Source organism: Amycolatopsis sp. NBC_00438, assembly GCF_036026695.1.
GTDB lineage: Bacteria > Actinomycetota > Actinomycetes > Mycobacteriales > Pseudonocardiaceae > Amycolatopsis.
The window spans coordinates 7,995,761-8,020,196 of sequence record NZ_CP107923.1 but is presented as its reverse complement, the minus strand read 5'-3'; the positions used below and the strand labels follow the sequence as shown (position 1 = coordinate 8,020,196).

27 protein-coding genes are annotated in these 24,436 nt (G+C 70.5%); 17 read left to right on the top strand and 10 right to left on the bottom strand.

Going from position 1 to position 24,436, the window contains the following annotated elements; translation table 11 throughout:
• Nucleotides 1-212 precede the first annotated feature (212 nt).
• Nucleotides 213-635, bottom strand: a complete 423-nt coding sequence (locus OG494_RS36570; protein WP_328446554.1) for a hypothetical protein — start codon at nucleotides 633-635, stop codon at nucleotides 213-215.
• 13 nt (nucleotides 636-648) lie between these two features.
• On the bottom strand, nucleotides 649-984 hold the full coding sequence (locus tag OG494_RS36565; RefSeq protein ID WP_328446553.1) for a hypothetical protein: 336 nt from the start codon (nucleotides 982-984) through the stop codon (nucleotides 649-651).
• A gap of 315 nt (nucleotides 985-1,299) precedes the next feature.
• Between OG494_RS36565 and OG494_RS36560 the strand changes: the two genes are divergently transcribed.
• Together OG494_RS36560 and OG494_RS36555 are read left to right on the top strand one after the other, a co-directional pair.
• On the top strand, nucleotides 1,300-2,685 hold the full coding sequence (locus tag OG494_RS36560; RefSeq protein WP_328446552.1) for a helix-turn-helix transcriptional regulator: 1,386 nt from the start codon (nucleotides 1,300-1,302) through the stop codon (nucleotides 2,683-2,685).
• A gap of 13 nt (nucleotides 2,686-2,698) precedes the next feature.
• Nucleotides 2,699-3,586: a phosphotransferase family protein gene (locus OG494_RS36555; RefSeq protein ID WP_328446551.1), complete on the top strand. Its 888-nt coding sequence runs from the start codon at nucleotides 2,699-2,701 to the stop codon at nucleotides 3,584-3,586.
• A 211-nt stretch (nucleotides 3,587-3,797) separates the two neighbouring features.
• Here the strand turns inward: OG494_RS36555 and OG494_RS36550 are convergent, their stop codons facing one another.
• The 4 genes from OG494_RS36550 to OG494_RS36535 form a co-directional block, all read right to left on the bottom strand.
• Nucleotides 3,798-4,826: a copper resistance D family protein gene (locus OG494_RS36550; protein WP_328446550.1), complete on the bottom strand. Its 1,029-nt coding sequence runs from the start codon at nucleotides 4,824-4,826 to the stop codon at nucleotides 3,798-3,800.
• Nucleotides 4,827-4,830: 4 nt separating this feature from the next.
• Entirely contained in the window at nucleotides 4,831-5,385 is a 555-nt protein-coding gene (locus OG494_RS36545) for a copper resistance CopC family protein (protein ID WP_328446549.1), read from the bottom strand.
• Nucleotides 5,386-6,150 (bottom strand): YcnI family copper-binding membrane protein, encoded by a 765-nt coding sequence (locus OG494_RS36540; RefSeq protein WP_328446548.1) that lies wholly within the window; start codon nucleotides 6,148-6,150, stop codon nucleotides 5,386-5,388.
• Between the two features lie 77 nt (nucleotides 6,151-6,227).
• Nucleotides 6,228-6,722 (bottom strand): hypothetical protein, encoded by a 495-nt coding sequence (locus OG494_RS36535; RefSeq protein WP_328459133.1) that lies wholly within the window; start codon nucleotides 6,720-6,722, stop codon nucleotides 6,228-6,230.
• Nucleotides 6,723-7,093: 371 nt separating this feature from the next.
• On the opposite strand from OG494_RS36535, the gene OG494_RS36530 reads away from it, so the two are divergent.
• Genes OG494_RS36530 through OG494_RS36515 form a run of 4 tightly spaced genes read left to right on the top strand, consistent with a single transcriptional unit; the run spans nucleotide 7,094 to nucleotide 10,656 of the window.
• Nucleotides 7,094-7,741, top strand: a complete 648-nt coding sequence (locus OG494_RS36530; RefSeq protein ID WP_328446547.1) for an ABC transporter permease — start codon at nucleotides 7,094-7,096, stop codon at nucleotides 7,739-7,741.
• Entirely contained in the window at nucleotides 7,728-8,915 is a 1,188-nt protein-coding gene (locus OG494_RS36525; protein WP_328446546.1) for an ABC transporter ATP-binding protein, read from the top strand. Before OG494_RS36530 ends, OG494_RS36525 begins: the two co-directional genes overlap by 14 nt.
• Entirely contained in the window at nucleotides 8,912-9,691 is a 780-nt protein-coding gene (locus OG494_RS36520) for an ABC transporter permease (protein WP_328446545.1), read from the top strand. Before OG494_RS36525 ends, OG494_RS36520 begins: the two co-directional genes overlap by 4 nt.
• Nucleotides 9,688-10,656, top strand: coding sequence for a glycine betaine ABC transporter substrate-binding protein (locus OG494_RS36515; RefSeq protein ID WP_328446544.1), 969 nt, complete (start codon nucleotides 9,688-9,690; stop codon nucleotides 10,654-10,656). The genes OG494_RS36520 and OG494_RS36515 overlap by 4 nt, the downstream gene beginning before the upstream one ends.
• 54 nt (nucleotides 10,657-10,710) lie before the next feature.
• Here OG494_RS36515 and OG494_RS36510 read toward each other — a convergent pair whose 3' ends face one another.
• Nucleotides 10,711-11,163, bottom strand: coding sequence for a winged helix-turn-helix transcriptional regulator (locus OG494_RS36510; protein WP_328446543.1), 453 nt, complete (start codon nucleotides 11,161-11,163; stop codon nucleotides 10,711-10,713).
• An 89-nt stretch (nucleotides 11,164-11,252) separates the two neighbouring features.
• Between OG494_RS36510 and OG494_RS36505 the strand changes: the two genes are divergently transcribed.
• Together OG494_RS36505 and OG494_RS36500 are read left to right on the top strand one after the other, a co-directional pair.
• Nucleotides 11,253-11,846 (top strand): dihydrofolate reductase family protein, encoded by a 594-nt coding sequence (locus OG494_RS36505; protein WP_328459132.1) that lies wholly within the window; start codon nucleotides 11,253-11,255, stop codon nucleotides 11,844-11,846.
• A 14-nt stretch (nucleotides 11,847-11,860) separates the two neighbouring features.
• Entirely contained in the window at nucleotides 11,861-12,244 is a 384-nt protein-coding gene (locus OG494_RS36500) for a PPOX class F420-dependent oxidoreductase (RefSeq protein WP_328446542.1), read from the top strand.
• Between the two features lie 3 nt (nucleotides 12,245-12,247).
• Here OG494_RS36500 and OG494_RS36495 read toward each other — a convergent pair whose 3' ends face one another.
• The gene (locus OG494_RS36495; RefSeq protein WP_328446541.1) at nucleotides 12,248-12,709 is read right to left on the bottom strand and encodes a DUF6474 family protein; all 462 of its coding nucleotides are present in this window, start codon (nucleotides 12,707-12,709) and stop codon (nucleotides 12,248-12,250) included.
• A gap of 89 nt (nucleotides 12,710-12,798) precedes the next feature.
• Here OG494_RS36495 and OG494_RS36490 point away from each other — a divergent pair, with 89 nt between their 5' ends.
• The 3 genes from OG494_RS36490 (at nucleotide 12,799) to OG494_RS36480 (ending at nucleotide 15,955) form a co-directional block, all read left to right on the top strand.
• Nucleotides 12,799-14,445, top strand: a complete 1,647-nt coding sequence (locus tag OG494_RS36490; RefSeq protein WP_328446540.1) for a TM0106 family RecB-like putative nuclease — start codon at nucleotides 12,799-12,801, stop codon at nucleotides 14,443-14,445.
• 82 nt (nucleotides 14,446-14,527) lie between these two features.
• Nucleotides 14,528-15,163, top strand: a complete 636-nt coding sequence (locus OG494_RS36485) for a PadR family transcriptional regulator (protein ID WP_328446539.1) — start codon at nucleotides 14,528-14,530, stop codon at nucleotides 15,161-15,163.
• A 132-nt stretch (nucleotides 15,164-15,295) separates the two neighbouring features.
• A complete protein-coding gene (locus OG494_RS36480; protein WP_328446537.1) occupies nucleotides 15,296-15,955 on the top strand; it encodes a class I SAM-dependent methyltransferase in 660 nt (219 codons plus the stop codon).
• Nucleotides 15,956-16,032: 77 nt separating this feature from the next.
• Here OG494_RS36480 and OG494_RS36475 read toward each other — a convergent pair whose 3' ends face one another.
• Nucleotides 16,033-16,791, bottom strand: a complete 759-nt coding sequence (locus OG494_RS36475) for an SDR family NAD(P)-dependent oxidoreductase (RefSeq protein WP_328446535.1) — start codon at nucleotides 16,789-16,791, stop codon at nucleotides 16,033-16,035.
• Nucleotides 16,792-16,931: 140 nt separating this feature from the next.
• On the opposite strand from OG494_RS36475, the gene OG494_RS36470 reads away from it, so the two are divergent.
• The 5 genes from OG494_RS36470 to OG494_RS36450 all read left to right on the top strand — a co-directional run bounded on the left by OG494_RS36470 (nucleotide 16,932) and on the right by OG494_RS36450 (nucleotide 22,055).
• Nucleotides 16,932-18,236 (top strand): UDP-glucose dehydrogenase family protein, encoded by a 1,305-nt coding sequence (locus OG494_RS36470; protein ID WP_328446533.1) that lies wholly within the window; start codon nucleotides 16,932-16,934, stop codon nucleotides 18,234-18,236.
• Nucleotides 18,237-18,360: 124 nt separating this feature from the next.
• Nucleotides 18,361-18,753, top strand: a complete 393-nt coding sequence (locus OG494_RS36465) for a VOC family protein (protein ID WP_328446531.1) — start codon at nucleotides 18,361-18,363, stop codon at nucleotides 18,751-18,753.
• A gap of 63 nt (nucleotides 18,754-18,816) precedes the next feature.
• Nucleotides 18,817-20,586 carry a gamma-glutamyltransferase family protein gene (locus OG494_RS36460; protein WP_328446529.1) on the top strand — a complete coding sequence of 590 codons (1,770 nt, stop codon included), beginning with the start codon at nucleotides 18,817-18,819 and terminating at the stop codon, nucleotides 20,584-20,586.
• A gap of 64 nt (nucleotides 20,587-20,650) precedes the next feature.
• Nucleotides 20,651-21,172 carry an RNA polymerase sigma factor gene (locus tag OG494_RS36455; RefSeq protein ID WP_328446527.1) on the top strand — a complete coding sequence of 174 codons (522 nt, stop codon included), beginning with the start codon at nucleotides 20,651-20,653 and terminating at the stop codon, nucleotides 21,170-21,172.
• Nucleotides 21,165-22,055 carry a VOC family protein gene (locus OG494_RS36450; protein ID WP_328446525.1) on the top strand — a complete coding sequence of 297 codons (891 nt, stop codon included), beginning with the start codon at nucleotides 21,165-21,167 and terminating at the stop codon, nucleotides 22,053-22,055. Before OG494_RS36455 ends, OG494_RS36450 begins: the two co-directional genes overlap by 8 nt.
• 5 nt (nucleotides 22,056-22,060) lie before the next feature.
• Here the strand turns inward: OG494_RS36450 and OG494_RS36445 are convergent, their stop codons facing one another.
• Nucleotides 22,061-23,482 carry an MFS transporter gene (locus OG494_RS36445; RefSeq protein ID WP_328446523.1) on the bottom strand — a complete coding sequence of 474 codons (1,422 nt, stop codon included), beginning with the start codon at nucleotides 23,480-23,482 and terminating at the stop codon, nucleotides 22,061-22,063.
• 101 nt (nucleotides 23,483-23,583) lie between these two features.
• On the opposite strand from OG494_RS36445, the gene OG494_RS36440 reads away from it, so the two are divergent.
• A complete protein-coding gene (locus OG494_RS36440; RefSeq protein WP_328446521.1) occupies nucleotides 23,584-24,417 on the top strand; it encodes a helix-turn-helix transcriptional regulator in 834 nt (277 codons plus the stop codon).
• Nucleotides 24,418-24,436: the final 19 nt, after the last annotated feature.

The window sequence follows — 24,436 nt, the reverse complement described above, 5'->3', positions numbered from 1 at the left end:
CCAGGGGGTGGCCGAGGACTGGTTCGCACTACTCGGGGGTGCGGGCGAAACAGTCCTCGGCCGAGGCGAGAGCCGGCGCGGGTCCGATGGGGCGATCGGTCGGCCGCGCTCGCCAGACTTGGGGGTGGCTCGGCTGATGCCGTCACTTTCCCTAGGAAAGATGCATCTGCTCACGCGGATTTCACATCGGGAAAGTGGTTGAGCGGGGTGGATCAGGCCGTGACCGCGCGACGCGGGTTCACCAGGGCGTGGCGCCCGGTGGTCTCGGCCGGGGACGCGGCGGGCACCGGACGGCTCTGCGCCGGCACCGGGCTGGTGCGCCGGCCCTGCAGCCCACGGGCCGCGGGGGCCTGCTGCGGGGCGAGGCCGCCGGCCACCAGGTGCTCGTGCGCGACCTGCCAGACCGAGCACGGCGCCTTGCAGCGGTGCCACCGGGTCGAGCAGGTGGGGCAGTCGCCACGCTCGTCGGGCTCGTGCATCTTCAGCATCGCGCGCCACGCCTCCGTGAGGCGGGGGAGTTCGGAGCGCGCGACCGAGACGAGCGACTGGGCGTCGGCGCGGTTCGCCAGGTCGGTCAGCATGTCGAGGCGCTCCCAGACCGCATTGCGGAGGACCTGCCCGAGTACCTGATCCATGATCAGCTCACCGTTACCTTTCCGCCATCTTGGCGGCTTCGTTGAGCGCGGCGCGCAGCTGTCCGAGCTGGCCGGACGTCAACCGCGCGGTCTCGCCGGGGGGCGAGACCAGTACCACCTGGTTGTCCTCGACGAAGACCGTCACGGCGCGTTCGCGCTCGATGAGGTCTCCGCACTGCACCCGCCACACGAGCTGGCCGCCTTCGTAGTGGCGGACGGCCGCGGTGCGGGGGTCCACCGCGGCGGCGGGGGTGACCGGACGGACAGGGGAGATGGGAGAGACCGCCGGCCGCACGGCGCGGGTGGCCGTACCGGCATGTCCCCCTGCGAACGAGTCCACGAACTCCACGCCCTTCTCCGCTCTGTCGTCCTCTTCGAACTGCCTTCTGCACATCGCTCCGCAACAACACTGCGGTTTTCGTAGCTCTCCGTGATCGCAACCGGTGTCCGGGCGGTGACGGAGATCTGACAACTACAGTGAGGTGAAACCTGGTGCGATAGAAGGTCGAAATGGCGTCATAGCGGTGACCGGACTCGGTTCCACGGTAAGCGGTCAACGGACTTCTGCCGGACCGATCAGGGCGCGGTTCGGCTGGTTCACATGGTTCGTCAGCTTTGCTTACGCTGTTTCACAGACGCCCGACCGGACAGTGGAGGGGGCGCGATGGACGCCAGTAACGGTGGCGGTGCCGAAGCCCGGCAGAGCCACGCCGTTCCCGCTGACGCGTGGGAGCAGCCCGAGATGAGAGCTGCTCTCGCCGCCCGCGAGATCAGCGCCGTCTACCGGCTCCTTCGCAAGCACGGTGTCTCGCAGCGCCAAATCGCCGCGATGACCGGCCAGTCCCAGTCCGAGGTGTCGGAGATCCTCAAGGGTCGCCAGGTCATGGCCTACGACGTCCTCACGCGGATCGCCGACGGCCTGGGTGTCCCCCGTGGATACATGGGCCTCGCCTACGACGAGGCCACGGCGATACGCGTCGTCGGCTCCGCCGACGGCCAGCAGGCTGAGGAGGACGAGTCCGTGAAGCGACGGAGGTTCCTCGCGCACGCCGCCCAGGTCACGATGGGTGCGGCGGTGTTCGGTCCGGAATCGGGCACGTGGTCGGCGGGACCGGCGCGGACGCCGGCTCCCGGGCGCATCGGGATGACCGACGTGCGCCAGGTGGAAGCCGCGACGCGTGCCCTGCGCGCCCTGGACTACCAGTACGGCGGCGGGTTCTGCCGCGACGCCGTCGTGGCGCAGCTGTCCTGGGGACAGCAGATGCTCGAGTCCAACGGCACCGACCTGGTCAAGAACCGGCTCTACGTGGCGCTCGCCGACCTGCACTCGCTGGCCGGCTGGACGTCGTTCGACACGGGCCTGATGGACTCCGCCCGCGGCCACTTCGCGAACGCGCTGGACCTGGCCAAGCAGGGCGAGAACCACCCGCTGGTGGCCAACGTGCTCTACCGCATGGGCCGCGTCTACCTGCACCAGGACGCCCCGAACGACGCGCTGAAGCTGTTCCAGCTCGGCCAGATCGCCGCCCAGGAATCGGGCTCGGAGCTGGCCGTGTCCGTGCTCTGCGCGAACGAGGCCTGGGCCTACGCGATGATGGGCAACGAGGAGCAGGCGGTGAAGCTGCTCGGCCGGAGCAAGGACGAGTTCGAGCGCGCCAACCTGGCCGAAGCCGAGTCGTGGGTGAAGTTCTTCACCGAGACCGACGTCTACGCCATGGTCGGCACCGTCCACACGGTCCTCGCGCAGAAGAACGCCGAGCACACCAAGTTCGCGATCCCCGCGCTGAGCAGGGCCGTCGACTCCTACGACGACGAGATGGCCCGTTCCAAGACCTTCATGCTGAGCGCGCTCGCCACGAACCACCTGCTGGACGGCGACCTCGACCACGGCTCCAAGGTCGGCGGCAAGGCCATCGACTGCGCCGAGGGCATCAAGTCCGAGCGCGTCAAGGACCGGATGCGGCCCCTGCAGGAAGAGGCCGAGCGCCGCCGCAACAACGCCGACGCCCGTGACCTCGCCGATCGCCTCCACGCTTTCTACGCCGCATAACGCCGGAACCGTCTTGGACGGACGGTTCACCCAGGAGAAGCTGCGCGGCGTGCTGGCCGAGACCTGCACGCTGCTCGGCCTCGACCCCGCCGGCGCGCGGCTGCTGCGGTTCACCAACAACGCGGTGTACGCGCTGGTCACGGCCCCCGTGGTGGTCCGGATCGTCGGCTCGACCCGGCTCCGGCACCGCGTCGGGACCGTGGTCCGCGTCGCCCGCCACTTCGAGGAGCACGGCGTCCCGGCGATCCGGCTGCTCGGCGGCGTCGAGCAGCCGATGGAGGTCGGCGAACACCTCGTGACCGTGTGGCACCAGGTACCGACCATCGGCCGTCCGGCGTCGCCCGCCGACCTGGCCCGGCTGCTGAGCCAGGTGCACGCCCTGCCCGCGCCCGACGACCTCGCCGAGTGGGCGCCGTTCGCCGCGGTGCGGGCCCGGGTGTCCGACGCCGAGGAGATCAGCGCCGCCGACCGCGCGTTCCTGCTGGAGCGCTGCGCCGAGCTCGAGACCGCGCTGGCCGAACTGGCGTTTCCGCTGCCCCGGGGCCTGGTCCACGGCGACGCGTACCCCGGCAACGTCATCCCGGGCCCGGACGGGCCGGTGCTCTGCGACTTCGACTCCTCGTGCGTCGGGCCGCCGGAATGGGACCTGACGCCGCTCGCCGTCGGCCGGGAGCGGTTCGGGGACCCGCCGGTGCAGTACCGGACGTTCGCCGCGGCGTACGGCTTCGACGTGACGTCCTGGCCCGGTTTCGCCGTGCTGCGGGGGATCCGCGAACTGAAGCTGACGACCAGCGTGCTGCCCATCCTGCGCAGCCGGCCCCAGGTGCGGCCGGAGCTGTTCCGGCGTCTGGACGATCTGCGGCACGGCCGAACGGACGCTCGGTGGACGCGTTACCGGTGAGCCGAGGCTGTCACATCATGTGACCGGTGCCACATTCTGCACGTGCATTCGACGACCGCGGATGACCGCTCGTCGCTTACGGAATGTCGTCTGCTCACGGTAGAAAGTTCTGCCCGACCGGTCACCTCCAATGGATGCCCAGTCATTCCAATGCGCAAGTTGCAGCTACACGCCGTGACTCAGCATCCGGTTCTACCTGCGCTGACGGGGCTCAGGACGCGACGACCGGCGCGCGCGTCAGCACGACGGCGAAGCCGAACGCCAATCCCATGACGGTCAGCTCGAGCGTCGCCCACGCGGCAAGCGCCGTGCGGTTGTGCCGGACGATCTGCGGCATCAGCCGCCAGCGGACGTTCGCGCCGAGCAGCGCGATGACGCCGGTGCAGGCGAGCTTGAGGATGAGCAGCTGCCCGTACGGCGTCGTGAAGATCGCCGCCCAGAACCCGATGGTCGGGTTGAGCGAGATCTCGATCAGGCCGTTGAACAGGCCGGTCGCCGCGGAGATGATCAGGCAGAGCGTCGCGAGCTTCGAGAAGCGCGGCATCGCGTGCGCCAGCAGCGTCCGGTTCGAGACGAGCAGCACGGCCATCGCGCCGAGGCCGCCGGTCCAGGCGACGGCGCTCATGACGTGCAGCTCCATCGAGATCATCGTGTAGTCGTGGTAGCTCCAGTTCGACGCGTGCCCGGTGACCGGCAGCGGCAGCAGCGCGAACAGCCCGAGCCCGACGCGGACCTCGGCGGGGATCTTCTCGCCGTAGCGCAGGGCGAGCGCGCCGATCCCGGCGTGCGCGAGCGCCAGCACGGCGACGATGACGAGCGCCTTCCCGGCGCCGACGTTCGCGATGTAGCCGCCGATGTCGGACGCCGTGAGCGTCGACGAGCCCGGCTTGTACTCCGCGGTCTGCAGGATCAGCGCGACCACCGCGGTCGTCGCCCAGACCAGTGCGGCCGCGACGCCGGCCGGGCGGGCCAGCCGCATGATCGGCTCGGTGAGCTTCGGCCGGTCGTAGCCGACGAGGACCGAAAGCAGGGCCAGGCCGATCGTCGTGACCGCGGCCAGGTCGAGCAGGACGCGCACGATCGGGATGCCGGCCGAGACCACCGCGCCGGGCTCCACCACCCCGGGGACCGGGGTGCTGGCGGTGAGCGCGACGCCGATGAGGGCGCCGAGCAGCCCCGCGGTCACGACGCAGAGCAGCGTCACGTACCGGGGCTTCGTGGTGGTCTCGGCCTGGGTCATCGTCCTAGTTCTTCTCTTCCGCAGCCCGGCCGCCCGACCGGAGGGCGACGACCAGCCCGATCGCCAGCAGGACGACCGCGCCGGCGATCCACACCCAGATCGGCACCCCGGTCGACGACGACGGCGACGTCGCCTGCGAGGTGGTGCCGCCGGGGGACTTCGCCGCGTCCACGGTCGCCGGCGTGCCGGTGCCCGCCGCGGTGAGGGTGAACGTGAGCTCGCCGGTCACCGGGTGGCCGTCCGCGGAGAGCACCCGGTAGCCGACGGTGTACTTCCCGGCCGGTCCGAGCGGCCGCAGCGGCGCGCTGATGACGTTGTTGACCACGCTGATCGGTCCTTCGGCCCACTGGCCGCCACCGGGTCCGGTCACCGCGATCTGGTTGACGTCCGCACCCTGCACGTACTGGTCGAACGTCAGGCTGACCTTCTGCGGCCCGGCGGTGACGGACGAGCCGTTCGCCGGGTCGGAGGAGATCAGCACGTTGTGGGCGAGCGCCGGGGTGGCCGTGCCGAGCACGGCCACCACCGTCAACGCCAGCGCCACGAGCGCTTTCCGCATTTAGCTGGCGCCTCCCGACTTCGCTGTGGCCTTGCGGGCCCGGATGGTCGCGCCGGCTCCGACCCCGAGACCGATCGCGCCCACGAGCAGGCCGGCCCCGCCGAGCCAGCGCGCGGTGCTGTCCGACGTCGACGACGCCGCTGCTTCAGTGTGCTCGCCGGCGGTCGCCGCGGTGTTCGCGCCCATGCCGGCGTGCTCGTCACCCTCTGCGGCCTTGGCGGCCAGCTTGATGGCCGGCACCGGGTGCTCGGGCTCTTCGCCGCCGGCCGGGGTCGGCTGGTTCCAGTCGACGACCTTGCCGTCGCTGTAGGTCTGGTGCGCCGGGAACTCGACTTCGTCCACGTTGGACGGCAGCGGGCCGAAGCTGACCTCGAACTCCTGGTAGTTGGTGGATTTGAGCTCGCTGCCCGCCGCCGCGGTCCACGTCACCGCGGTGACGGCCTCGGTGATCTGCGTGCCGTTGTCCTTGGTGATCGGGGCCGGCAGCTTCGACTTGGTGACCTCGGCGGTCCAGCCGGGGATCGGCTTGGTCCGCACGCTGCCGATGCCGTAGTCGGCCTTGAAGTCGACGGCGACCTTGGTGGTCAAGGTCGTCGGCTCTTCGCTCGGCACGCGGAACACGATCGCCGCGTAGCCGCCCTTCGTCGGCTGGGCGCCGTAGACGTTGGCGGTGACGTGCGCGGACGCGACGCCGGTGCCGAGAAGACCGGCGACACCGATGGTGGCGGCGAGGAAACCGGCGCGCTTGAAGACGTGCTGGGACATGGGTCGTTCACTCCTGATGAACTCAAAAGGGGACGGCGCCGATTCGGGGATCGGGCCGTGAAGGGGGAAAGGTCAGGTCAGGAGTGCTGCGGCGGGCCGCGCCGCCCGTGGATCCGGCGCAGGTCGACGCCGACGAGGTGGGACGGGGCCGGCGTGCGGGCCGGGACGAGCGTGGCGGGCGCGACCGGCACCGGCAGCGAGCCGAGCAGCCGCGGCAGGATCGCGCGCAACGCGGCCAGCAGCGAGAGCAGCGTCTGGTCCGCGCGGGACAACAGCAGCGCCGTGACCACGGTCGCGACGGCGTGCGCGGCGACCATGCCGAGGCTCTCGGTGCCCGGCATGGCGTACATGTCGTGGTGCCCGGCGAGCGTCGTGAGCAGCAGGTGCATCACGAGCTGGGCGGCGCCCAGGAGGCCGATGGTGGCGAGCGGGCCGCGGGCCTTGCGGGCCAGTGCGGTCGCCGTCCAGCCGAACAGGCCGCTGAGCAGCACGGTCATCGCCGGATCCGGCAGCCCGCCGTCGGCGAGCCGGTGTGCGGTGACGGTGAGCGCACCCGCGGTCACCGCGAGCAACACGCCCCGAGTAGCACCCAGCACGGCGGGACGCCGTCCTGAGGTGCTCATGGCGAACACTCTAAGCGACTCCCCGACGGGTGATTTGCGGATCCCGTCAACTGAGCACACGTGGAGTTCACGGTTCCCGAGCGGGATCGGTTCAGCCGTTGTCATCTCCGGTGCTCCGCCCCGGGCCGGGGGCTCCGCCACCCGAACCTCCGAAAAATCGGCTTTTTGTTGCCGATCACGCTCGGATACGGAACGGTGTCGGAATCAATGAGGCCTGGAACGGGGGTTTGGCTTCGGAGCACGGTGGGTACTGAGCCGTCGGTCAGGAGCTAGCCCGTTCGGGTGAAGCCTCACGGACGCGGGCGGGAGTGCGGACACGGATGAATCTCTTCGAGTACATCTCGGACCGGGCGAGCAAGTTGTGGCTGGAGGCCTATCTGCACACCAGCCTGGTGGTGCAGTGCACGATCCTCGCGGCGGTGCTCGGCGTGCTGATCGGGGTGGCGGTCTACCGCAGCCCGATCGGTTCGGCGGTCGCCACCGCGCTGGCCAGCACGATCCTGACGGTGCCGTCCTTCGCCCTCTTGGGGCTGCTGATCCCGATCTCCGGGCTCGGTCCGACGACCGCCGTCATCGCGCTGGTGCTCTACGGCCTCCTGCCGATCGTCCGGAACACCATCGTGGGGCTCGACGGCGTCGACCCGGCGATCACGGACGCCGCGCGCGGCATCGGGATGAGCCGCTTCGGCGTGCTCACCCGGGTCGAGCTGCGGCTGGCCTGGCCGGCGATCCTCACCGGCATGCGGGTCGCCACGCAGATGCTGATGGGCATCGCGGTGATCTCCGCCTACGCGAAGGGTCCCGGCTTCGGCGCGGAGGTCTTCTCCGGGCTGACGAACGCGGGGAGCACGAACTCCCTGAACCAAGCCGTCACCGGCACGGTCGGGGTGGTCATCCTCGCCCTGATCCTCGACGGCGTCTACGTCCTGATCAAGCGCTTCACCATCTCGAGGGGTGTCCGTGGCTGAGAACGCTGTGACAGAAGAAAACGGAGTCTCCGGCGTCGAGATCGAACTGGAGCACGTCACCAAGAAGTACGCCGGCACCCGCGAAGCGGCCGTCGACGACTTCTCCATGGTCGTGCCCGCCGGCAAGATCGTCGTCTTCGTCGGCCCGTCCGGCTGCGGCAAGACCACCACGATGCGGATGATCAACCGGCTCATCGAGCCGTCTTCGGGCCGGATCACCATCGGCGGCGACGACGCGCTCAAGCTGGACGTCGACACCCTGCGGCGCCGGATCGGCTACGCGATCCAGCAGGCCGGGCTCTTCCCGCACTTCACCGTCGCGCAGAACATCGGCGTGGTGCCGGGCCTGCTCGGCTGGGACAAGGCGAAGGTCAACTCCCGGGTCGAGGAGATGATGGACCTGGTCGGCCTCGACCCGTCCGACTTCCGCGACCGCTTCCCGCGGCAGCTCTCCGGTGGCCAGCAGCAGCGGGTCGGCGTCGCCCGCGCGCTGGCGGCCGACCCGCCGGTGCTGCTGATGGACGAGCCGTTCGGCGCGGTCGACCCGATCACCCGCGGCAACCTGCAGGACGAGCTGCTGCGGCTGCAGACGGAGCTGAAGAAGACCATCGTCTTCGTCACGCACGACTTCGACGAGGCCGTGAAGCTCGGCGACAAGATCGCGGTGCTGGGCAACCAGTCGTCGATCCTGCAGTACGACACGCCCGAGGCGATCCTGGCGAACCCGGCCAACGACACGGTCGCCGGGTTTGTCGGCGCGGGCGCGTCGCTGAAGCAGCTGACGCTGCTGCGGGTCCGTGACGTCGAGCTCCAGCAGGACGCGCTGACCGCGACGGTCGACGACGACCCGGCCGAGGTCCGCAAGAAGCTCGAAGACCAGCGCAAGCACTTCGCGCTGGTGCTCGACCAGCGCAAGCGGCCGATCCGCTGGGCGCACGCACGCGAGCTGACGGCGGGGGCGTCGCTGGCGACCGCCGGCCGGCCGCTGCGCGACATCGTCAGCCTGCAGTCGACGCTGCAGGACGCGCTCGAGGCGATGCTCGCCGAGGGCGGCTCGGTGCCGGTGACCGGCGCGCGCGGCGAGTACGCGGGCACCATCCAGCTGGACACGGTCATCGCGACCATCCAGCAGCTGCGTGAGGAGCACACGAACGGCGAGGAGGTGTCCGCATGACGGCTGCCGTCGATACCGGCTTTTCCACCGAGTCCGGCTCCAAGCGCGCGGAACGCGTCCGGCTGTTCGCGCAGCCCGTCGTGGTGCTGCTGATCGTCGCCGTGACCCTGATCTGGGTGTTCTCGAGCGGGCTGACCGCGACCGAGAAGGAGACCCTCAACGCGTCGTCGCTGTTCACGGCGCTGGGTGACCACGTGCTGATGACGCTGGTGGTGACCGCGATCGTCGTACTGGTCGCGGTGCCGCTCGGGGTGATCGTGACGCGGCCGTGGGCGCGGTTCCTCGCGCCGATCTTCCTGGCGATCGCGAACATCGGCCAGGCCGCGCCCGCGCTCGGTGTGCTGGTGCTGTGGTTCATCGTCACCGGCGCGACCGGCGGGCTGTGGGTGGCGGCGCTGCCGCTGGCCTTCTACTCGCTGCTACCGGTGCTGCGGAACACGATGGTCGGCATCCAGCAGGTCGACGAGTCGCTGATCGACGCGGGCCGCGGCATCGGGATGTCGGCGACGGCGGTGCTGTTCCGCGTCGAGATGCCGCTGGCCGTCCCGCTGATCCTGGCCGGCCTGCGCACCTCCCTGGTGCTGGCGGTCGGCACCGCGACGTTCGGCATGTTCGTCAACGCCGGCGGGTTCGGGCTGCTCATCGACACCGGCTACAAGCTGAACCTGACCTCGGTGCTGGTCACCGGTTCGGTGCTGGCGGTGGCGCTCGCGCTGCTGGTCGACTGGCTGGGCGCGCTCGCCGAACAGTTCTTCGGACCGAAGGGGCTGCGATGAAACTCCGCCGATTGAAAGCTCTCTTCGGGGTGGTGGTGCTGGGCGCGACGCTCTCGGCGTGCGGGCTGTCTCTCAATCCAGGGGTACCGTACGACATCCAGCCGGGCTCGATCCAGCCGATCCCGTCACTGCAGGGGCTGAAGGTGACGGTGGGGTCGAAGGACTTCACCGAGAACATCATCCTGGCGTACATGGCCGAGATGGCCTTGACCGCGTCGGGCGCGGACGTCGTCGACCTGTCGGACATCAAGGGGTCGAACTCGTCGCGGCAGGCGCTGCTGTCCGGGCAGACGGACGTCACCTGGGAGTACACCGGCACGGGCTGGATCAACTACCAGGGCAACGAGCTCCCGGTGCCCGGCGGGGAGAAGGCCCAGTACGAGGCGACGGCCAAGGCGGACGCGGAGAAGTTCGGCGTCACCTGGCTGAACTACTCGCCGCTCAACGACCAGTACGCCTTCGCCGTCACCGAGGCGTACGGCGCGCAGAACAACCTGAAGACCACGTCGGACCTCGCGGCGTTCATCAAGCAGAAGCCGGACCAGGCGGTGTTCTGCCTGGAGACGGAGTTCACCAGCCGCCAGGACGGGTTCCCGGCCGCGGTGAAGGCCTACGGCTTCCAGAACCCGAAGATCGAGAACTTCGGCATCGGCACGATCTACTCGGCGGTCGCGGGCGGCACGTGCCCGGTCGGCGAGGTGTTCACCACCGACGGCCGGATCTCCGGGCTCAACCTGCGGGTGCTCGAGGACGACAAGAAGGCGTTCCCGCAGTACAACGCGGTCGCGACGCTGCGCACGGACTTCGTCAACGCGCACCCGGAGATCCGCGGCCCGCTGGAGAAGATCAGCGCGGCGATCGACAACGAGCAGATGGTCCAGCTCTGCAAGCAGGTCGACGTCGACGGCCAGGACACGGGCAAGGTGGCCCACGACTGGATGGTCAAGAAGGGCTTCGTGAAGTAGCCCTCCACGACACGGAGACGGCCGGGCGGCCCACGCTGCCCGGCCGTTTTCGCGTCAGACGGCCGCGCCGGGCCCGGGCAGCGGGTCGACGTCGCGGGCGTGCATCGGCTCGCCGCAGCAGGTGCACCGCAGGCCGGCCGCGCTGATCTCGCCGCACCCGTGGTGCCGGTAGACCACCGGCGGCCCCGCCTCGCCGGCGAGCCACTTGTCACCCCAGCCGGCCAGCACCATGAGCAGGTCGACGAGGTCGGTGCCCTTCTCCGTCAGGACGTATTCGTAGCGTGGCCGCTGGTCGTAGGGCCGCCGGTCGAGCACGCCGTGCTCGACGAGGTGGTTCAGCCGCTCGGTCAGGACCTTGCGCGAGATACCGAGGTCCGCCTGGAGCTGCTCGAACCGGGTGAAGCCGACCCAGACGTCCCGCAGGATCAGCGGTGACCAGGGCTCTCCGATGACGTCGAGCGTGCGCGCGATCGAGCACGCCATCCCGCCGAAGTTCGTGCGCTGCATGACCCCAGCCTACGCCTTGGGGTTCCCTTAGGGAACTCTGCCTGCTACGGTTCTGGAGTCTCTTGAAGGAACTCTGGGAGGATGACGAGATGGGCAAGGTCTTCGGCGCACACGCGGTGTCGGTCGACGGGTACATCACCGGCGGCGGTCCCGGACCCGGGCACGGGCTCGGCGACGGCGGGACGCTCTTCGACTGGTACTTCTCCGGAGACACACCCAGCGGGGTGTTCGACGGCTTCAAGCTGAGCGAGCCGAGCGCCCGGGTCTTCGACGACGTCGCCGGCCGCGTCGGCGCGGTCGTCGCGGGCCGGAACACCTACGAGGACTCCGACCGCTTCGGCGGCGGCAGCCCGCACCCGACGGCGCCGTTGGTCCTGCTCACCCACCGCCCGGCGCCGGAGATCACCGACCGGCAGACGCTCGTCACCACCGGGATCGCGGACGCGGTCGCGGCGGCGCGCGAGATCGCCGGCGACAAGGACGTCACCCTCATGGGCGGCGGCGTCCTGACCGAAGGACTCAAAGCGGGGCTCGTCGACGAAGTCGTCCTGCACCAGGTGCCGATCCTCCTCGGCGGCGGCCGCCCGTTCTTCGGGGACCTGCAGGCGCACGTGCGCCTGCGCCTTCTCGAAGTTGTCCCGGCGCCCGGTGTCACCCATCTTCGATACGCAGTCGAAAACTGAAGGAGCAGCTCACCATGATCAACGACGACGTCCGCGAAATCCTCGCCGGCACCCCGATCGCCCACCTCGCCAGCGTCCTGCCCGACGGCGGCCCGCACGCCGTCCCGGTCTGGATCGGCACCCACGGCGACCACATCGCCGTCTTCACCGGCCCGGACTCCCGCAAAGCGCGCAACCTGCACCGCGACCCCCGCGTCGCACTCTCCCTGACGCCGGCCGACAACCCGTTCCAGCCGGTGATCATCCGCGGCAAGGTCGTCGAATGGGTCGACGGCGACGCCGGCTGGGAAATCATCGACGGCATCGCGAAGAAGTACACCGGCGGCCCGTACCCGCGCGGTCAGGAGCGGTTCGTCGCGCTCATCGAGCCCGAGAGCCAGCAGGTCGGGATGCGCTAGCGGCTAGATGCCCAGGCGGTGCAGCAGCTGGCCCTCCAACCGCTCCAGCTCGCCGGCCACCGCGCGGTGCGCCGACTTCCGGCGCGCCGCGGGCATCCGCTCGGCGGCGCGGACCGTCGCCGAGAGCTGCTCCAGCGTCCCGAGCGAGTCCTTCGCGAACTCGACGTCGGCGGGCGTCGCCTTCTCGGACTTCTGCAGGTCCCGGCAGCCTTCGGCGATGCCCGCGATCCGGGCGTGCAGCGCCGCGCCGCGGCCGGTGTAGCTGCCGAGCTGGTCGACGTCCACCCCGAGCTTCCGGGCCTGGTAGCGGTCGTACATCTCCCGGGCGGCGCCCGCCGCGCGCACCGCGTACGGCGCGACCACGGGAATCACGACGGGGCCGAGGACCTTGGCCACCGCGACCGCGTTCTTCGTCTTCTTGGGGGTGAATCGGCCTTCACCCTCGACCTTGGCCTTGCGCGCCATGGCACCTCCTGCGACGTGTCGAGGTCGAACTTACTGGTCTTGCCCGTGGCGGGCATGGCGGCTCGGCGGTGGCATCTAGAGTGATCTCCATGAAGGGCGAGGTGGTACTCGACGCGGGAGCGGTCAGCCGCTGCCGCCGCCGGGTGCACCTCGAGCACGATCCGCTGATGCGCGAGGTCCCGCTGTCGCCGCCGGACCCGACGGCGCAGCAGCGGATCGCCGACGCCGCAGCGCATCGCGAAGACATCGTCGCCCGGCTGATGGCCGCGACCGGTGGTCCCGGCCAGTGGGTGAAGATCGACCGCGACCTCCCGGCGGGTGAGCGTGTCGAACGCACCGAGCGGGCTTTCGCCGCCGAAGCGCGCTTCATCTGGGGCGCGCTGCTGCCGGTCGACCCGGCCGGGCACCGGCGCGGCGGCATCGACCTGCTCGTCCGCACCGGCCGCGGGTACGTGCCGGTGCTCGTGGTGCGCCACCGCATCACCGACCGCGGCACCGGCGCGATCGTCACCGGGATGACCGACCTCGACCCGGCCCACCGCGCGTCCGACAGCGGCCGCAAGGTCCGCTCCCAGCCGCGTGACCAGCTCCGGCTGGTGCACATCCGCCGGATGCTGCAGACGCTCGGGCAGGCCGACGAAGGCCTCGTCCTCGGCGGCGTGATCGGCCTCGACGCCGACGTCGTCGTCTGGCACGACCTCACGGCGGGCACCTGGCCGAACGGGCGCAGCGCGATCACCGAGTACCAGGCCCGGTTCGCCGACCGGCTCGCCATCGCCAACGCGGCGGCGAACGGCGAGGAGCCGCTGGCCGAGCCGTCGCGGGTGCTGGAGTGCCGCAGCTGCCCGTGGTGGCCGACGTGCGAGGCGCTGCTCACCGAGACCCGCGACGTCAGCCTCGTGGTGCGCGGCGAGGACGCGATGGAGCTGCGCCGCGCCGGCGTGTCCACTGTGGACAACCTGGCCGCGCTCGATCCGGCGGGCGAGGCGCCGGTGGTGAACTGGACCGGCGTGACGTTCCCGGACGCCGTCGTGCTCGCCCGCGCCTGGCTGGCCGACCTCACGCTCGTCCGCCGCGTCGACCGGGTCGACGTCCCGCGCGGCGACGTCGAGGTCGACGTCGACATGGAGAGCTTCGGCGACGCCGGCGCGTACCTCTGGGGCTGCCTGCTCAGCGGCGCCGACATCGGCCTGGAGCCGGGGTACCGCGCGTTCGCGACGTGGGACCCGCTGCCGACCGGTGACGAAGCCCGTTCCTTCGCCGAGTTCTGGGCGTGGCTGACCGACGTCCGCGAGCGCACCGAAGCAGCCGGGCTGACCTTCCGCGCCTACTGCTACAACGCGCTCGCCGAGAACCGCTGGCTCTTCGGCTCGGTCGAGCGCTTCGGCGACCACCCGGGCATCCCCACGAAGAAGGAAGTCCAGTCCTTTGTGGATTCCGATGAGTGGGTCGACCTCTTCCGCAGCGTCACCGACCAGTTCCTCTGCTCCCAGGGCAAGGGCCTGAAGGTGATCGCTCCGGCCGCCGGCTTCTCCTGGCGCGACCCGGAGGCGGGCGGCGAAGCGTCGATGCGCTGGTACCGCGACGCCGTCGGGATGGACGGCGAGACGCCGGACGACACCCAGCGCGAACGGCTGCTGCGCTACAACGAGGACGACGTCCTCGCGACCCAAGCCCTGCGGAGCTGGATCAGCGAGCGGGCCCAGACCGAGGTCCCGTACATGTTCGATCTCTGATTGTTTCACCCGCTAAGACACTTGCCTGCCGACGTGTCTTGCGTATACTCGTTCACGAGTATTCGTAGACGAGGAGTGCGGGATGAAGCGGCGGAAGGTCGGCAACATGCTCGGGCTGGCCGTGCTGTCCGTCGTGCTGGAACGCCCGATGCACCCCTACGAGATGGCGGCCGTGCTCAAGCACCGCGGCAAGGAAGCCGACCTGCCGATCAAGTGGGGCTCCCTCTACACGGTCGTCGCGAATCTCCAGAAACACGGCTTCCTCGAAGCCGTCGAGAGCGTCAAGGACGGCGGCCGGCCCGAGCGGACCGTCTACCGGATCACGAAGGCCGGGCACGAGGAGTTCGAGGACTGGGTCCGCGAGCTCGTCGGCACGGTCGAGCGCGAACCCCCGCGGTTCCAGTCCGGGCTGTCGATGATGGGTGTCCTCGGCCCGGACCAGACGATCAGCCTGCTGCGGAACCGCATCGAGCAGCTCGAAGACCACATCGAGGCGCAACGAGCGTCACTCGAGCAGCTGCGGCCGCTGATGCCGCGGCTGTTCCTGGTGGAAGTCGAATACGACGTCGCCATGACCCGGGCCGAAGTGGACTGGACGCGGGCCTTCCTGGGCGACCTGACCAGTGGCGCCGTGCCCGGCATCGAGGCGTGGCGGCGCTACTACAAGACCGGCGAACTTCCCGCTGACCTGGGGGAGCTCGTGGAAAAAGAGAAGTAGCACGGACTCCGGGCAGTGCTGGCACACCGCCCGGAGTCCTCAACCCGAACCGAGCACGCCCGGTCACTAGGTGGCACCGGTAAGGATAACCGGGCGGCTCTCCGGTTCGGCTCATCCGAAGAGGAGAGATCCATGGAAACGACCCGCAAGCACAAAGTGCCCGAGATGGAAGGCCGCCAGGCCCGCTGGTACGCCAAGAACCGGGGCACCGAAGCGCAGCTGAAGCAGTACCGGCGGCAGGCGGCCGAAGTCGCGGCCGGGCTGCCGGCCGGCGCCGAGATCCTGGAGGTGGCGCCCGGCCCCGGGTTCTTCGCCATCGAGCTGGCGAAGCTCGGCTTCCGCGTCACCGGGCTCGACATCAGTCACACGATGGTCGAGATCGCGCTCGAAGAGGCCGCGCGCGCCGGGAAAGCCGTCGACTTCCGGCAGGGCGACGTCACGACGGCGCCGTTCGCGGACGAGTCGTTCGACCTCGTGGTCTGCCAGGCCGCGTTCAAGAACTTCCGGCAGCCGCTGACGGCGCTGAACGAGATGCACCGGGTGCTGCGGCCGGGCGGGTTCGCGGTGATCCACGACCTCAACCACCAGGCCACCGGCGCGGACATCCAGCGTGAGGTCGACTCGATGGACGTGGGCCTGATCAACGGCTTCACCGTGCGGCAGACGCTCGGCTGGCTGCGGCGCCGCGCGTTCACCCCGGCGCAGTTCGAGGAGCTGGCCGCCGAAAGCGCGTTCGGCGGCTGCTCGGTCTCCCAGGCCGGCATCGGCCTGGAGGTCCGTCTCACCCACTGAGACGAGCTTTCCCTAGGAAAGATGCGTCCGAGAGCCCCTCGGACGCATCTTTCCTAGCGAAAGTGCCGTCCTTGGGGTCAGCGCGGGGCCATGCGCAGTGAGCCGTCCATGCGGACGACTTCGCCGTTGAGGTAGTCGTGGTCGATCAGGGACAGCGCGAGCTGCGCGTACTCGTCCGGGCGCGCGAGGCGCTTCGGGAACGGGACGCCGGCGGCGAGCGACGCGCGGAAGTCGTCGCTGACGGTGGCGAGCATCGGGGTGTCGACGATGCCGGGCGCGATGGTCAGCACGCGGATGCCCTGCGAGGCCAGGTCGCGGGCCGCGGGCAGGGTCAGGCCGACGATCCCGCCCTTGGACGACGCGTAGGCGACCTGCCCGATCTGGCCGTCGTAGGCGGCGATGGACGCGGTGTTGATGATGACGCCGCGGGCGTCGTCTTCGAGGGGCTCGGTCTTCGCGATCGCCTCGGCCGCGATGGTCAGCACGTTGAAGCTGCCGATCAGGTTGATCTGGACGACCTTCGCGTACAGAGCGAGGTCGTGGCGGCCCTTCTTCGACAGGATCCGCGCGGACGGCCCGATACCGGCGCAGTTCACGACGGTCCGCAGCGGCACCCCCGAGCCGGACGCGGTCGCGACGGCGGCCTCGACCTGGTCGACGTCGGTCACGTCGGCCTCGACGTAGGTGATGCCGTCGACCTGCTCGGCCTTCTCGATCGAGGTCGCGAGGTCGAGCGCGAACACCCGCGCGCCCTTGGCCGCGAGGGCCTTCGCCGTCGCCCCGCCGAGGCCGGACGCGCCCCCGGTGACGAGTGCGGCCGTGTCCGTGATCTGCATGTATGCGGTCCCTTCGTCCTTCGATTCGCCCAAGGTTAACGCTCGTTCGCATGGCCGCGATTCGTGTCTTCGCTCACCGCTCCCGGGAGCGACTGTTCCTGTTAGCGCGGTGGTCACGTCCGGCTGTCACCTTCAGCACCATGACGCCTGCTCGGATCGTGGTGGTGGGAACGGGTTACGTCGGACTGACCACGGGGGCCTGCCTGGCCAGTCTGGGTCATAACGTCACTTGCGTGGACGTCGACCGCGCGAAGGTGTCGAGACTGCGCGCGGGGCGCGTGGATATCCTCGAACCGGGGCTGGCCGAGCTGGTCGGCCGCGGGGTGGCGGCCGGGCGCCTGCAGTTCGTCGTCGGTGCGCGGGACGCGGTCCGCGACGCCGAAGCCGTGTTCCTCTGCGTCCCGACGCCGATGGGCGCCGGTGGTTCCGCGGACCTGCGCGCGGTCGAGGCGGTGGCCGCCGAGATCGGCGACGTCCTGCCCGCCGGCTGCGCGCTGGTCACCAAGTCGACCGTGCCGGTCGGCACGTCGAAGCGGATCGAAGCGATGCTGGGCCGCACCGACGTCCCGGTGGTGTCGAACCCCGAATTCCTGCGCGAGGGCACCGCGGTCGCGGACTTCCTGGGCCCGGACCGGATCGTTGTCGGCTCGGACGACCTCGCCGCCGCGCGCTGGGTCGGCGAGCTGTACGCGGACCTCGCGGCGCCGGTCGTCGTCTCCGACGCGGCGAGCGCGGAGCTCGTGAAGTACGCCGCGAACTGTTACCTCGCGCTCAAGCTGTCCTATGTGAACTCGATCGCCGAGCTGTGCGAGCGCCTCGGCGCGGACATCGACCTCGTCACCGAGGGTATGGGTTACGACCGCCGGATCGGGCGGACGTTCCTCAAACCCGGCCCGGGCTGGGGCGGTTCGTGCCTGCCGAAGGACACCAGCGCGCTGGTCAAGGTGGCCGAGTCGGTGAACTACGACTTCAAGATGCTCACCTCGGCCATCGACGAGAACATCGCCCAGCGCGACCGGATCGTCGCGAAGATCGCCGGCGCGGTCGGCGGCACGCTGGCCAGCGCCCGGATCGGCGTGCTGGGCCTGGCCTTCAAGGCGGGCACCAACGACCTGCGCGACTCGCCCGCGCTCGCCGTGTGCTCGGTGCTGGGCGCGCTCGGCGCCGAGCTGATCGCCTACGACCCGGCGGTCGGCTGCGAGCTGCCCGGGATGACTGTGGTCGACGACGCCTACCAGGTCGCGAAGGACGCCGACGCCGTCGTCGTGCTGACTGAATGGGCCGAGTTCAAGCGCCTCGACTGGACCGCGATGGCCGAGCTGATGGACGGCGTCGACGTCGTCGACACGCGCAACCTGCTGGACCCGCGGGTGATCGTCGACGCGGGGCTGTCCTGGCAGGGTGTCGGGCGGCCGCGGGCGGCGGCGCGAATCAAGGTTTCCTGAGTGCCCTCGGCTGGCTAAGATCGGCGGCACGGCATCGCGTGTCGGTCACCGGCTGGGTGAGGCATGGAGGTGGCGGGAGTGCCCCGGAGGCATTTCACTCGTGTCAGTATCAGTTTCCGTTGAATTGAACCATCTGATCGTCCCGTCCCGGAACAACCGGGAATCCGCCGAATTCCTGGCGCACCTGCTCGGCCTCGAGGTCGGGGAGGAATGGGGGCCGTTCATCCCGGTCGAGGTCCGCAACGGCGTCCGCTTGGACTTCGCGACCATCCCCGAGCAGGATCTCCGCCTGCAGCACTACTGTTTCCTGATCCCGGAAGACGATTTCGACGCCGTCTTCGCGCGGCTCGTCGAAACCGGCGTGACTTACCACGCCGATCCGATGGGGAAACAGGTCGGCGAAATCAACCACAACCACGGCGGCCGTGGTGTCTACTTCCTGGATCCCGGCGGGAACGGGATGGAAATCATCACGCAGCCGTACGAGCCGGAGCGGCAACGCCCGGCCCGCTGGTAGCTGTCCCGGACTCCGCGCGTCCAAGGGGCGCGCGGAGTCCTTAGCAATGCGTACTATCGGGGCATGTTCACGACGAGGCCCGAGCTGGCCGGCACCTTCGGGATGGTCGCGTCGACGCACTGGCTGGCTTCGGCCACCGGCATGGCGGTGCTGGAGGACGGCGGCAACGCGTTCGACGCGGCGGTCGCCGCCGGGTTCGTCCTGCAGGTCGCCGAGCCACACCTGTGCGGCCCTGCGGGCCAGGTCCCCGGCATCTTCGTGACGGCGGACGACCCGACACCCCGCGCGCTCGCGAGCCAGGGCCCGTCGCCCGCGGCGGCGACACCCGAACACTTCGCCGACCTGGGCCTCGACCTGATCCCGGGCAGCGGCCTGCTCCCGGCCACGGTCCCGGGCGCCTGGGACGGCTGGCTCCTCCTGCTCCGCGACTACGGCACGAAGTCGCTTCGCGAGGTGCTGCGCTACGCGATCGGCTACGCGCGCAACGGCACCCCGCTGGTCTCGCGGGTCGGCGACACGATCCGCGCCGTCGAAGGACTGTTCGTCGAGCACTGGCCGACGTCCGCGGCGCTCTGGCTGCCGGGCGGCAAGCCCGCGGCCGGCCTGCACAAGAACCCGGCGCTGGCGGACACGTGGGAGCGTCTCCTGCGCGAGGCCGAGGCCGTATCGGGACGTGAAGCGCAGCTCGACGCCGGCCGTCGTGCCTGGTCACAGGGTTTTGTCGCCGAAGCGATCGACGCGTTCAGCCGCACGGCGTTCCGCGACGACTCAGGCCGCGACCACGCGGGCCTGCTCACCGGCGACGACCTGGCGTCGTGGTCGGCGAGCTACGAAGACCCGGTCTCGGTGGACGTCGACGACTGGCGCCTCGTGAAGCTGGGCGGCTGGACGCAGGGCCCGGCGCTGCTGCAGCAGGCGTTGCTGATGCACGGCTTCCGCGACGAGCTGTCCTTTGTGGACGGCGTGGCGTCGGAGCGCACAGTGCACCTGGCGGTCGAGGCGGCGAAGCTCGCCTTCGCCGACCGCGAGGCCTGGTACGGCGACACGGACGTCCCGCTGGACGTGCTGCTCTCGGCGTCCTACACCGATGCCCGACGCGCGCTGATCACCGACACGGCGTCCGCTGACCTGCGCCCCGGCGACGCTCGCGGCCCGGCCCGGCTGCCGGCGATCCTGGACTCGCTGCAGGGCTTGCGGGCGGAAGGCGGCGCGACGGGCGAACCGACGGTCGGCCCCCAGGGCCAGACCCGCGGCGACACCGTCCACCTCGACGTCGTCGACGCGGCGGGCAACCTGGTCTCGCTGACGCCGTCCGGTGGCTGGCTGCAGTCGAGCCCGACGATCCCCGAGCTGGGCTTCTGCCTCGACTCGCGTGGCCAGATGTTCTGGCTGGAACAAGGCCTGCCGAACTCCCTGGCCCCGCGCAAGCGCCCGCGCATCACGCTGTCGCCGTCGCTGGCCCTGCGCGACGGCGTCCCGGCGCTGGCGTTCGGCACCCCGGGCGGCGACCAGCAGGACCAGTGGCAGCTGTGCTTCTGGCTGGCCCACGTCTACGGCGACCTGAACCTCCAGGAGTCGATCGACGCGCCGGCCTGGCACACGACGGCGTTCCCCAGCTCGTTCTACCCGCGCTCGTGGAACCCGCGCGAGCTGGTGGTGGAGTCGCGACTGGGCGCGTCCACACTGGACGGCCTGCGAAACCGCGGCCACGAGCTGATCGACGCCGGCGACTGGGCCCTGGGCCGCCTCTCGGCGGTCTCCAGGTCGGACGACGGCGTGCTCCGAGCGGCGGCCAACGCCCGCGGCATGCAGGGCTACGCGGCGGGCCGGTAGCGCCGATCGAAAAAATCCGGGATTCACCCGTCGGAAAACCTCGCCCCCGAGCGACGATGAGGGTGTGACGGAACCTCGGGTACAGCCGGACCCGGCCTTCGCGCTGCTCGGGCTCTACGAGACCGCGTTGCCGGAGGTCTACGGGTACCTGCTGTCCCGGTGCGGTGACCGGACGCTCGCCGAGGAGCTCACTTCCGAGACCTTCCTCGGGGCGGTCGCCGCCTGTCGCAAGGAGTACGCACCTCCAGTGAGCACCGGGTGGCTGATCGGCGTCGCCCGGCACAAGCTCGCCGACCACTGGCGGCGCAGAGAACGTGAGGAACGCGGGTTGCGCCTGGTGCACGACAGTGCGCCCGACGTCGAGGACCCGTGGGACGAGCAGCTCGACGCCCTGCGCGCGAGACAGGTGCTCGAATCCCTCGGGCCCCACCACCAAGCGGCACTGACCTTGCGCTACGTCGACGGCCTCGGGGTGCCCGAGGTCGCCGGCCACCTGGGCCGGAGCGTGCACGCCACCGAGGCGTTGCTCGTGCGGGCCCGCGCCGCGTTCCGGCGTTCCTACGAGAAGGGGGGTCGCGATGCCTGAGCCGTTCGACGCGCTCCGCCGGCCCTCCGACCGGGTCGTCCCCGATCCGGACTTCGCCGCCGAACTGCGCGACAACCTGCGTCGCGTGATCTTGAACGGAGCCGACATGACCACGACGGAAGCCCCTGCCACCACCGCCGAGCTGCGGTCGCTGACGCCCTGCCTCGCCGTCTCCGACGCCCGTGCGGCGCTCGACTTCTACGTCGACGTCTTCGGCGCGACCCGGCGCGGCGAGCCGATCCTGATGGACGACGGCCGCGTCGGGCACGCCGAGCTGGCCATCGGCGACGCCGTGCTGATGCTCGCCGAGGAGTACCCGGAGATCGGGCACGTCGCCGCCGAGGGTGGCGCGTCGGTGCGGGTCGAGGTGCCGGATCCGGACGTCAGCGTCACTCGCGCCCTCGAACTGGGCGCGACACTGATCCGCGCGGTGAGCGACTCGCCGTACGGCCGCGGCGGCTCGTTCCGCGACCCGTTCGGCCAGCGCTGGCTCGTGTCGCAGGCCGTGCCCCGGAGCACGCCTCAGCCCGAGCCGCAGCCCAAGCCGGGCGAGTCGATGTACTTCACGTTCCAGGTCCCGGACGCCGAACCCGCGAAGACGTTCTACGGCGCGGTGCTCGGCTGGCAGTTCTCGCCCGGCTCGGTCGAAGGCGCCTGGGGCATCGAGGGTGACGGCCGCCCGGGTGGCCTCTGGGGCGGGCCCGGCCGCCAGGTCGGCTGGAAGCTGATGTTCGCCGTGGACGACCTGGCCGCCGCGCTCACGCGGGTGCGGGACCAGGGCGGCCAAGCGGGCGAAGTCGAGAACCACCCGTACGGCTTCACCGCGGACTGCACCGACAACCAGGGCATCGAGTTCTGGCTGTGGGAGCAGCCGAGCAGCTGACGATTTCACACCCGCGGGTCCGGCAGCCGGCGCGCGGTGATCGCGACGACCACCGCCAGCACCGCCACCAGGCCGATGACCAGCGCGAACGCGTTGCGCGCGCCCGTCGCCGACAGGGCCGCGTACAGGCTTCCGAGCGTCGCGATGCCCAGCGCCAGCGACGTCTGCTGGGTTGTCGTCATCACGCCCGAGCCGACGCCGGCCAGGTCCGTCGGGACGTGGGACAGCACGATCCGGAACAACGTCGTCATCGCCAGCGCGTTGCCCACGCCGATCGCGACCATGGCCGGGGCCAGGTCGAGGACCGTCAGGTGCGGCCACTGCGCCAGCGACGTGCACAGCAGCGCCACCATGCCCACCGCGTTGATCGCGCCGCCGATCGCGACGACCTTCTGGCCGTAGCGCGCCACCAGGCGGCTGCTCAGCATCGACACGGTGAAGTACGCGATCGCCATCGGCGTCAGCGCCGCGCCCGCGCCCAGCGGGCCGAAGTGCAGGCCCTGCTGCAGCGTCATCGCGATCACGAACATGAACGAGCCGAACGCGGCGAAGAACGGGACCCCCACCAGCAGCCCGCGGCGGACGCTCGGCAGCCGCATCACCGACGGCGGCAGCAACGGCGTCCCGCCCCGGCGCTCGAGACGGCGCTCGACGTGCACGAACGCCGCCGCGGCGACCGGGGACAGCGCCAGCAGCACGATCGACCAGACCGGCCAGCCCAGCGCGCGGCCTTCCATCAGCGGGACCAGCAACGACAACAGCGTCACCGCGAGCAGCGAGGTCCCGAGGCGGTCGACGCCCAGCGGGTTGTGCGCGCGGCTTTCCGGCAGGCGGCGCGCCATCAGCAGCACCACCAGGCCGATCGGGACGTTCACCAGGAAGATCGGCCGCCAGCCGGTGCCGAACAGGTTCGCCGCCACCAGGGCGCCGCCGGCGAGCTGGCCCACGACCGTCGAGATGCCGCCCGTCGCCCCGAACAAGCCGAGGGCGCGGGACCGCTCCTCGCCGGACGTCGTCGCCTGGATGATCGAGAGCACCTGCGGGAGCAGCAACGCCGACGCCGCCCCCTGCGCGGCGCGGGCGATCACCAGCGTGGTCGCCGTCGGGGCGATCCCGCAGGCCAGGGACGTCAGCGTGAACAGCCAGAGGCCGGCGAAGAACAGCCGCCGCCGGCCGAACGAGTCGCCGAGGCGGCCGCCGACCACCAGCAGCACCGCGTACGCGATGCCGTAGGCGGCGACCACCAGCTCCAGGGTGGCCGTGGACGCGTGGAGGTCGGCGTCGATCGTGGGCAGGGCGACGTTGACGATGAAGAAGTCGATGATCGGGAGGGCCGCCCCCAGCAGCACGGTGACCAGGCCGGCGGGGGTCAGTCCCGGCCTGGCCGGGACGCCGGGGGTGGCCGGCGCGAGTTGGGTCGTGGTCATGAGTACTACCATCGACCTCGAGTTAACCTGGTACCAGTTGTTGTTTATCCAGGTACCGTCACTACCTGGTACCAGTTCCGGTGACGTGCGATCCTGGCACCATGACCACGGCCGTCGAATCCGAACTCCGCCGCCAGGAGCTGGCGCGGTTCCTGCGCAGCCGGCGTGCGCGGATCACGCCCGAGCAGGTCGGCCTGCCACTCGTGGGCCGGCGCCGGACGCCGGGGCTGCGCCGCGAAGAGGTCGCGCAGCTCGCCGGGGTCGGGGTCACCTGGTACACGTGGCTCGAGCAGGGCCGCGACATCAACGCGTCCGAGCAGGTGCTGCAGGCGATCGCGCGCACCCTGCGCCTCGACCCGCACGAGCACACCCACCTCTTCCGGCTGGCCGGCGCGCCCGAGCCGGAGACCGGGAAGGACTGCCAGGTCCTCTCGCCGCAGCTGGAAATGATGCTGAAGAAGCTCGAGCCGTACCCGGTCGCGGTGCGCAACGCCCGCTGCGACCTGCTGGGTTACAACCGCGGTTACAGCTGGCTGATGGGCGACGTCGACGCGATCCCGTTCGAGGACCGCAACACCCTCGTCCAGTGCCTGCTCAACCCGCGGTGGCGCGAGCGGATGCTGGACTGGGACACGAACATCCCGCGCGTCATCGCGTCGTTCCGCGCGGCGATGGCCGAACACGTCGCCGAGCCGGCGTGGAAGCAGCTGGTCAAGCGGCTGAAGGCGGAGTCGCCGCTGTTCGCCGAGCTCTGGCCGCACCACGACGTCAACTCCGAGCCGATCCGCACCAAGCGCTACCTGCACCCGGACGTCGGGCTGCTGTGCTTCAACTTCACCTACCTCTACTTCGGCCGCCGCTCGGAGATCACCGTGTCGACCTACACCCCGGCGGACGCGGAGACGGCGGCGAAGCTGCCGCTCATGTTCGACTGACTACGGCATCCGACGTACG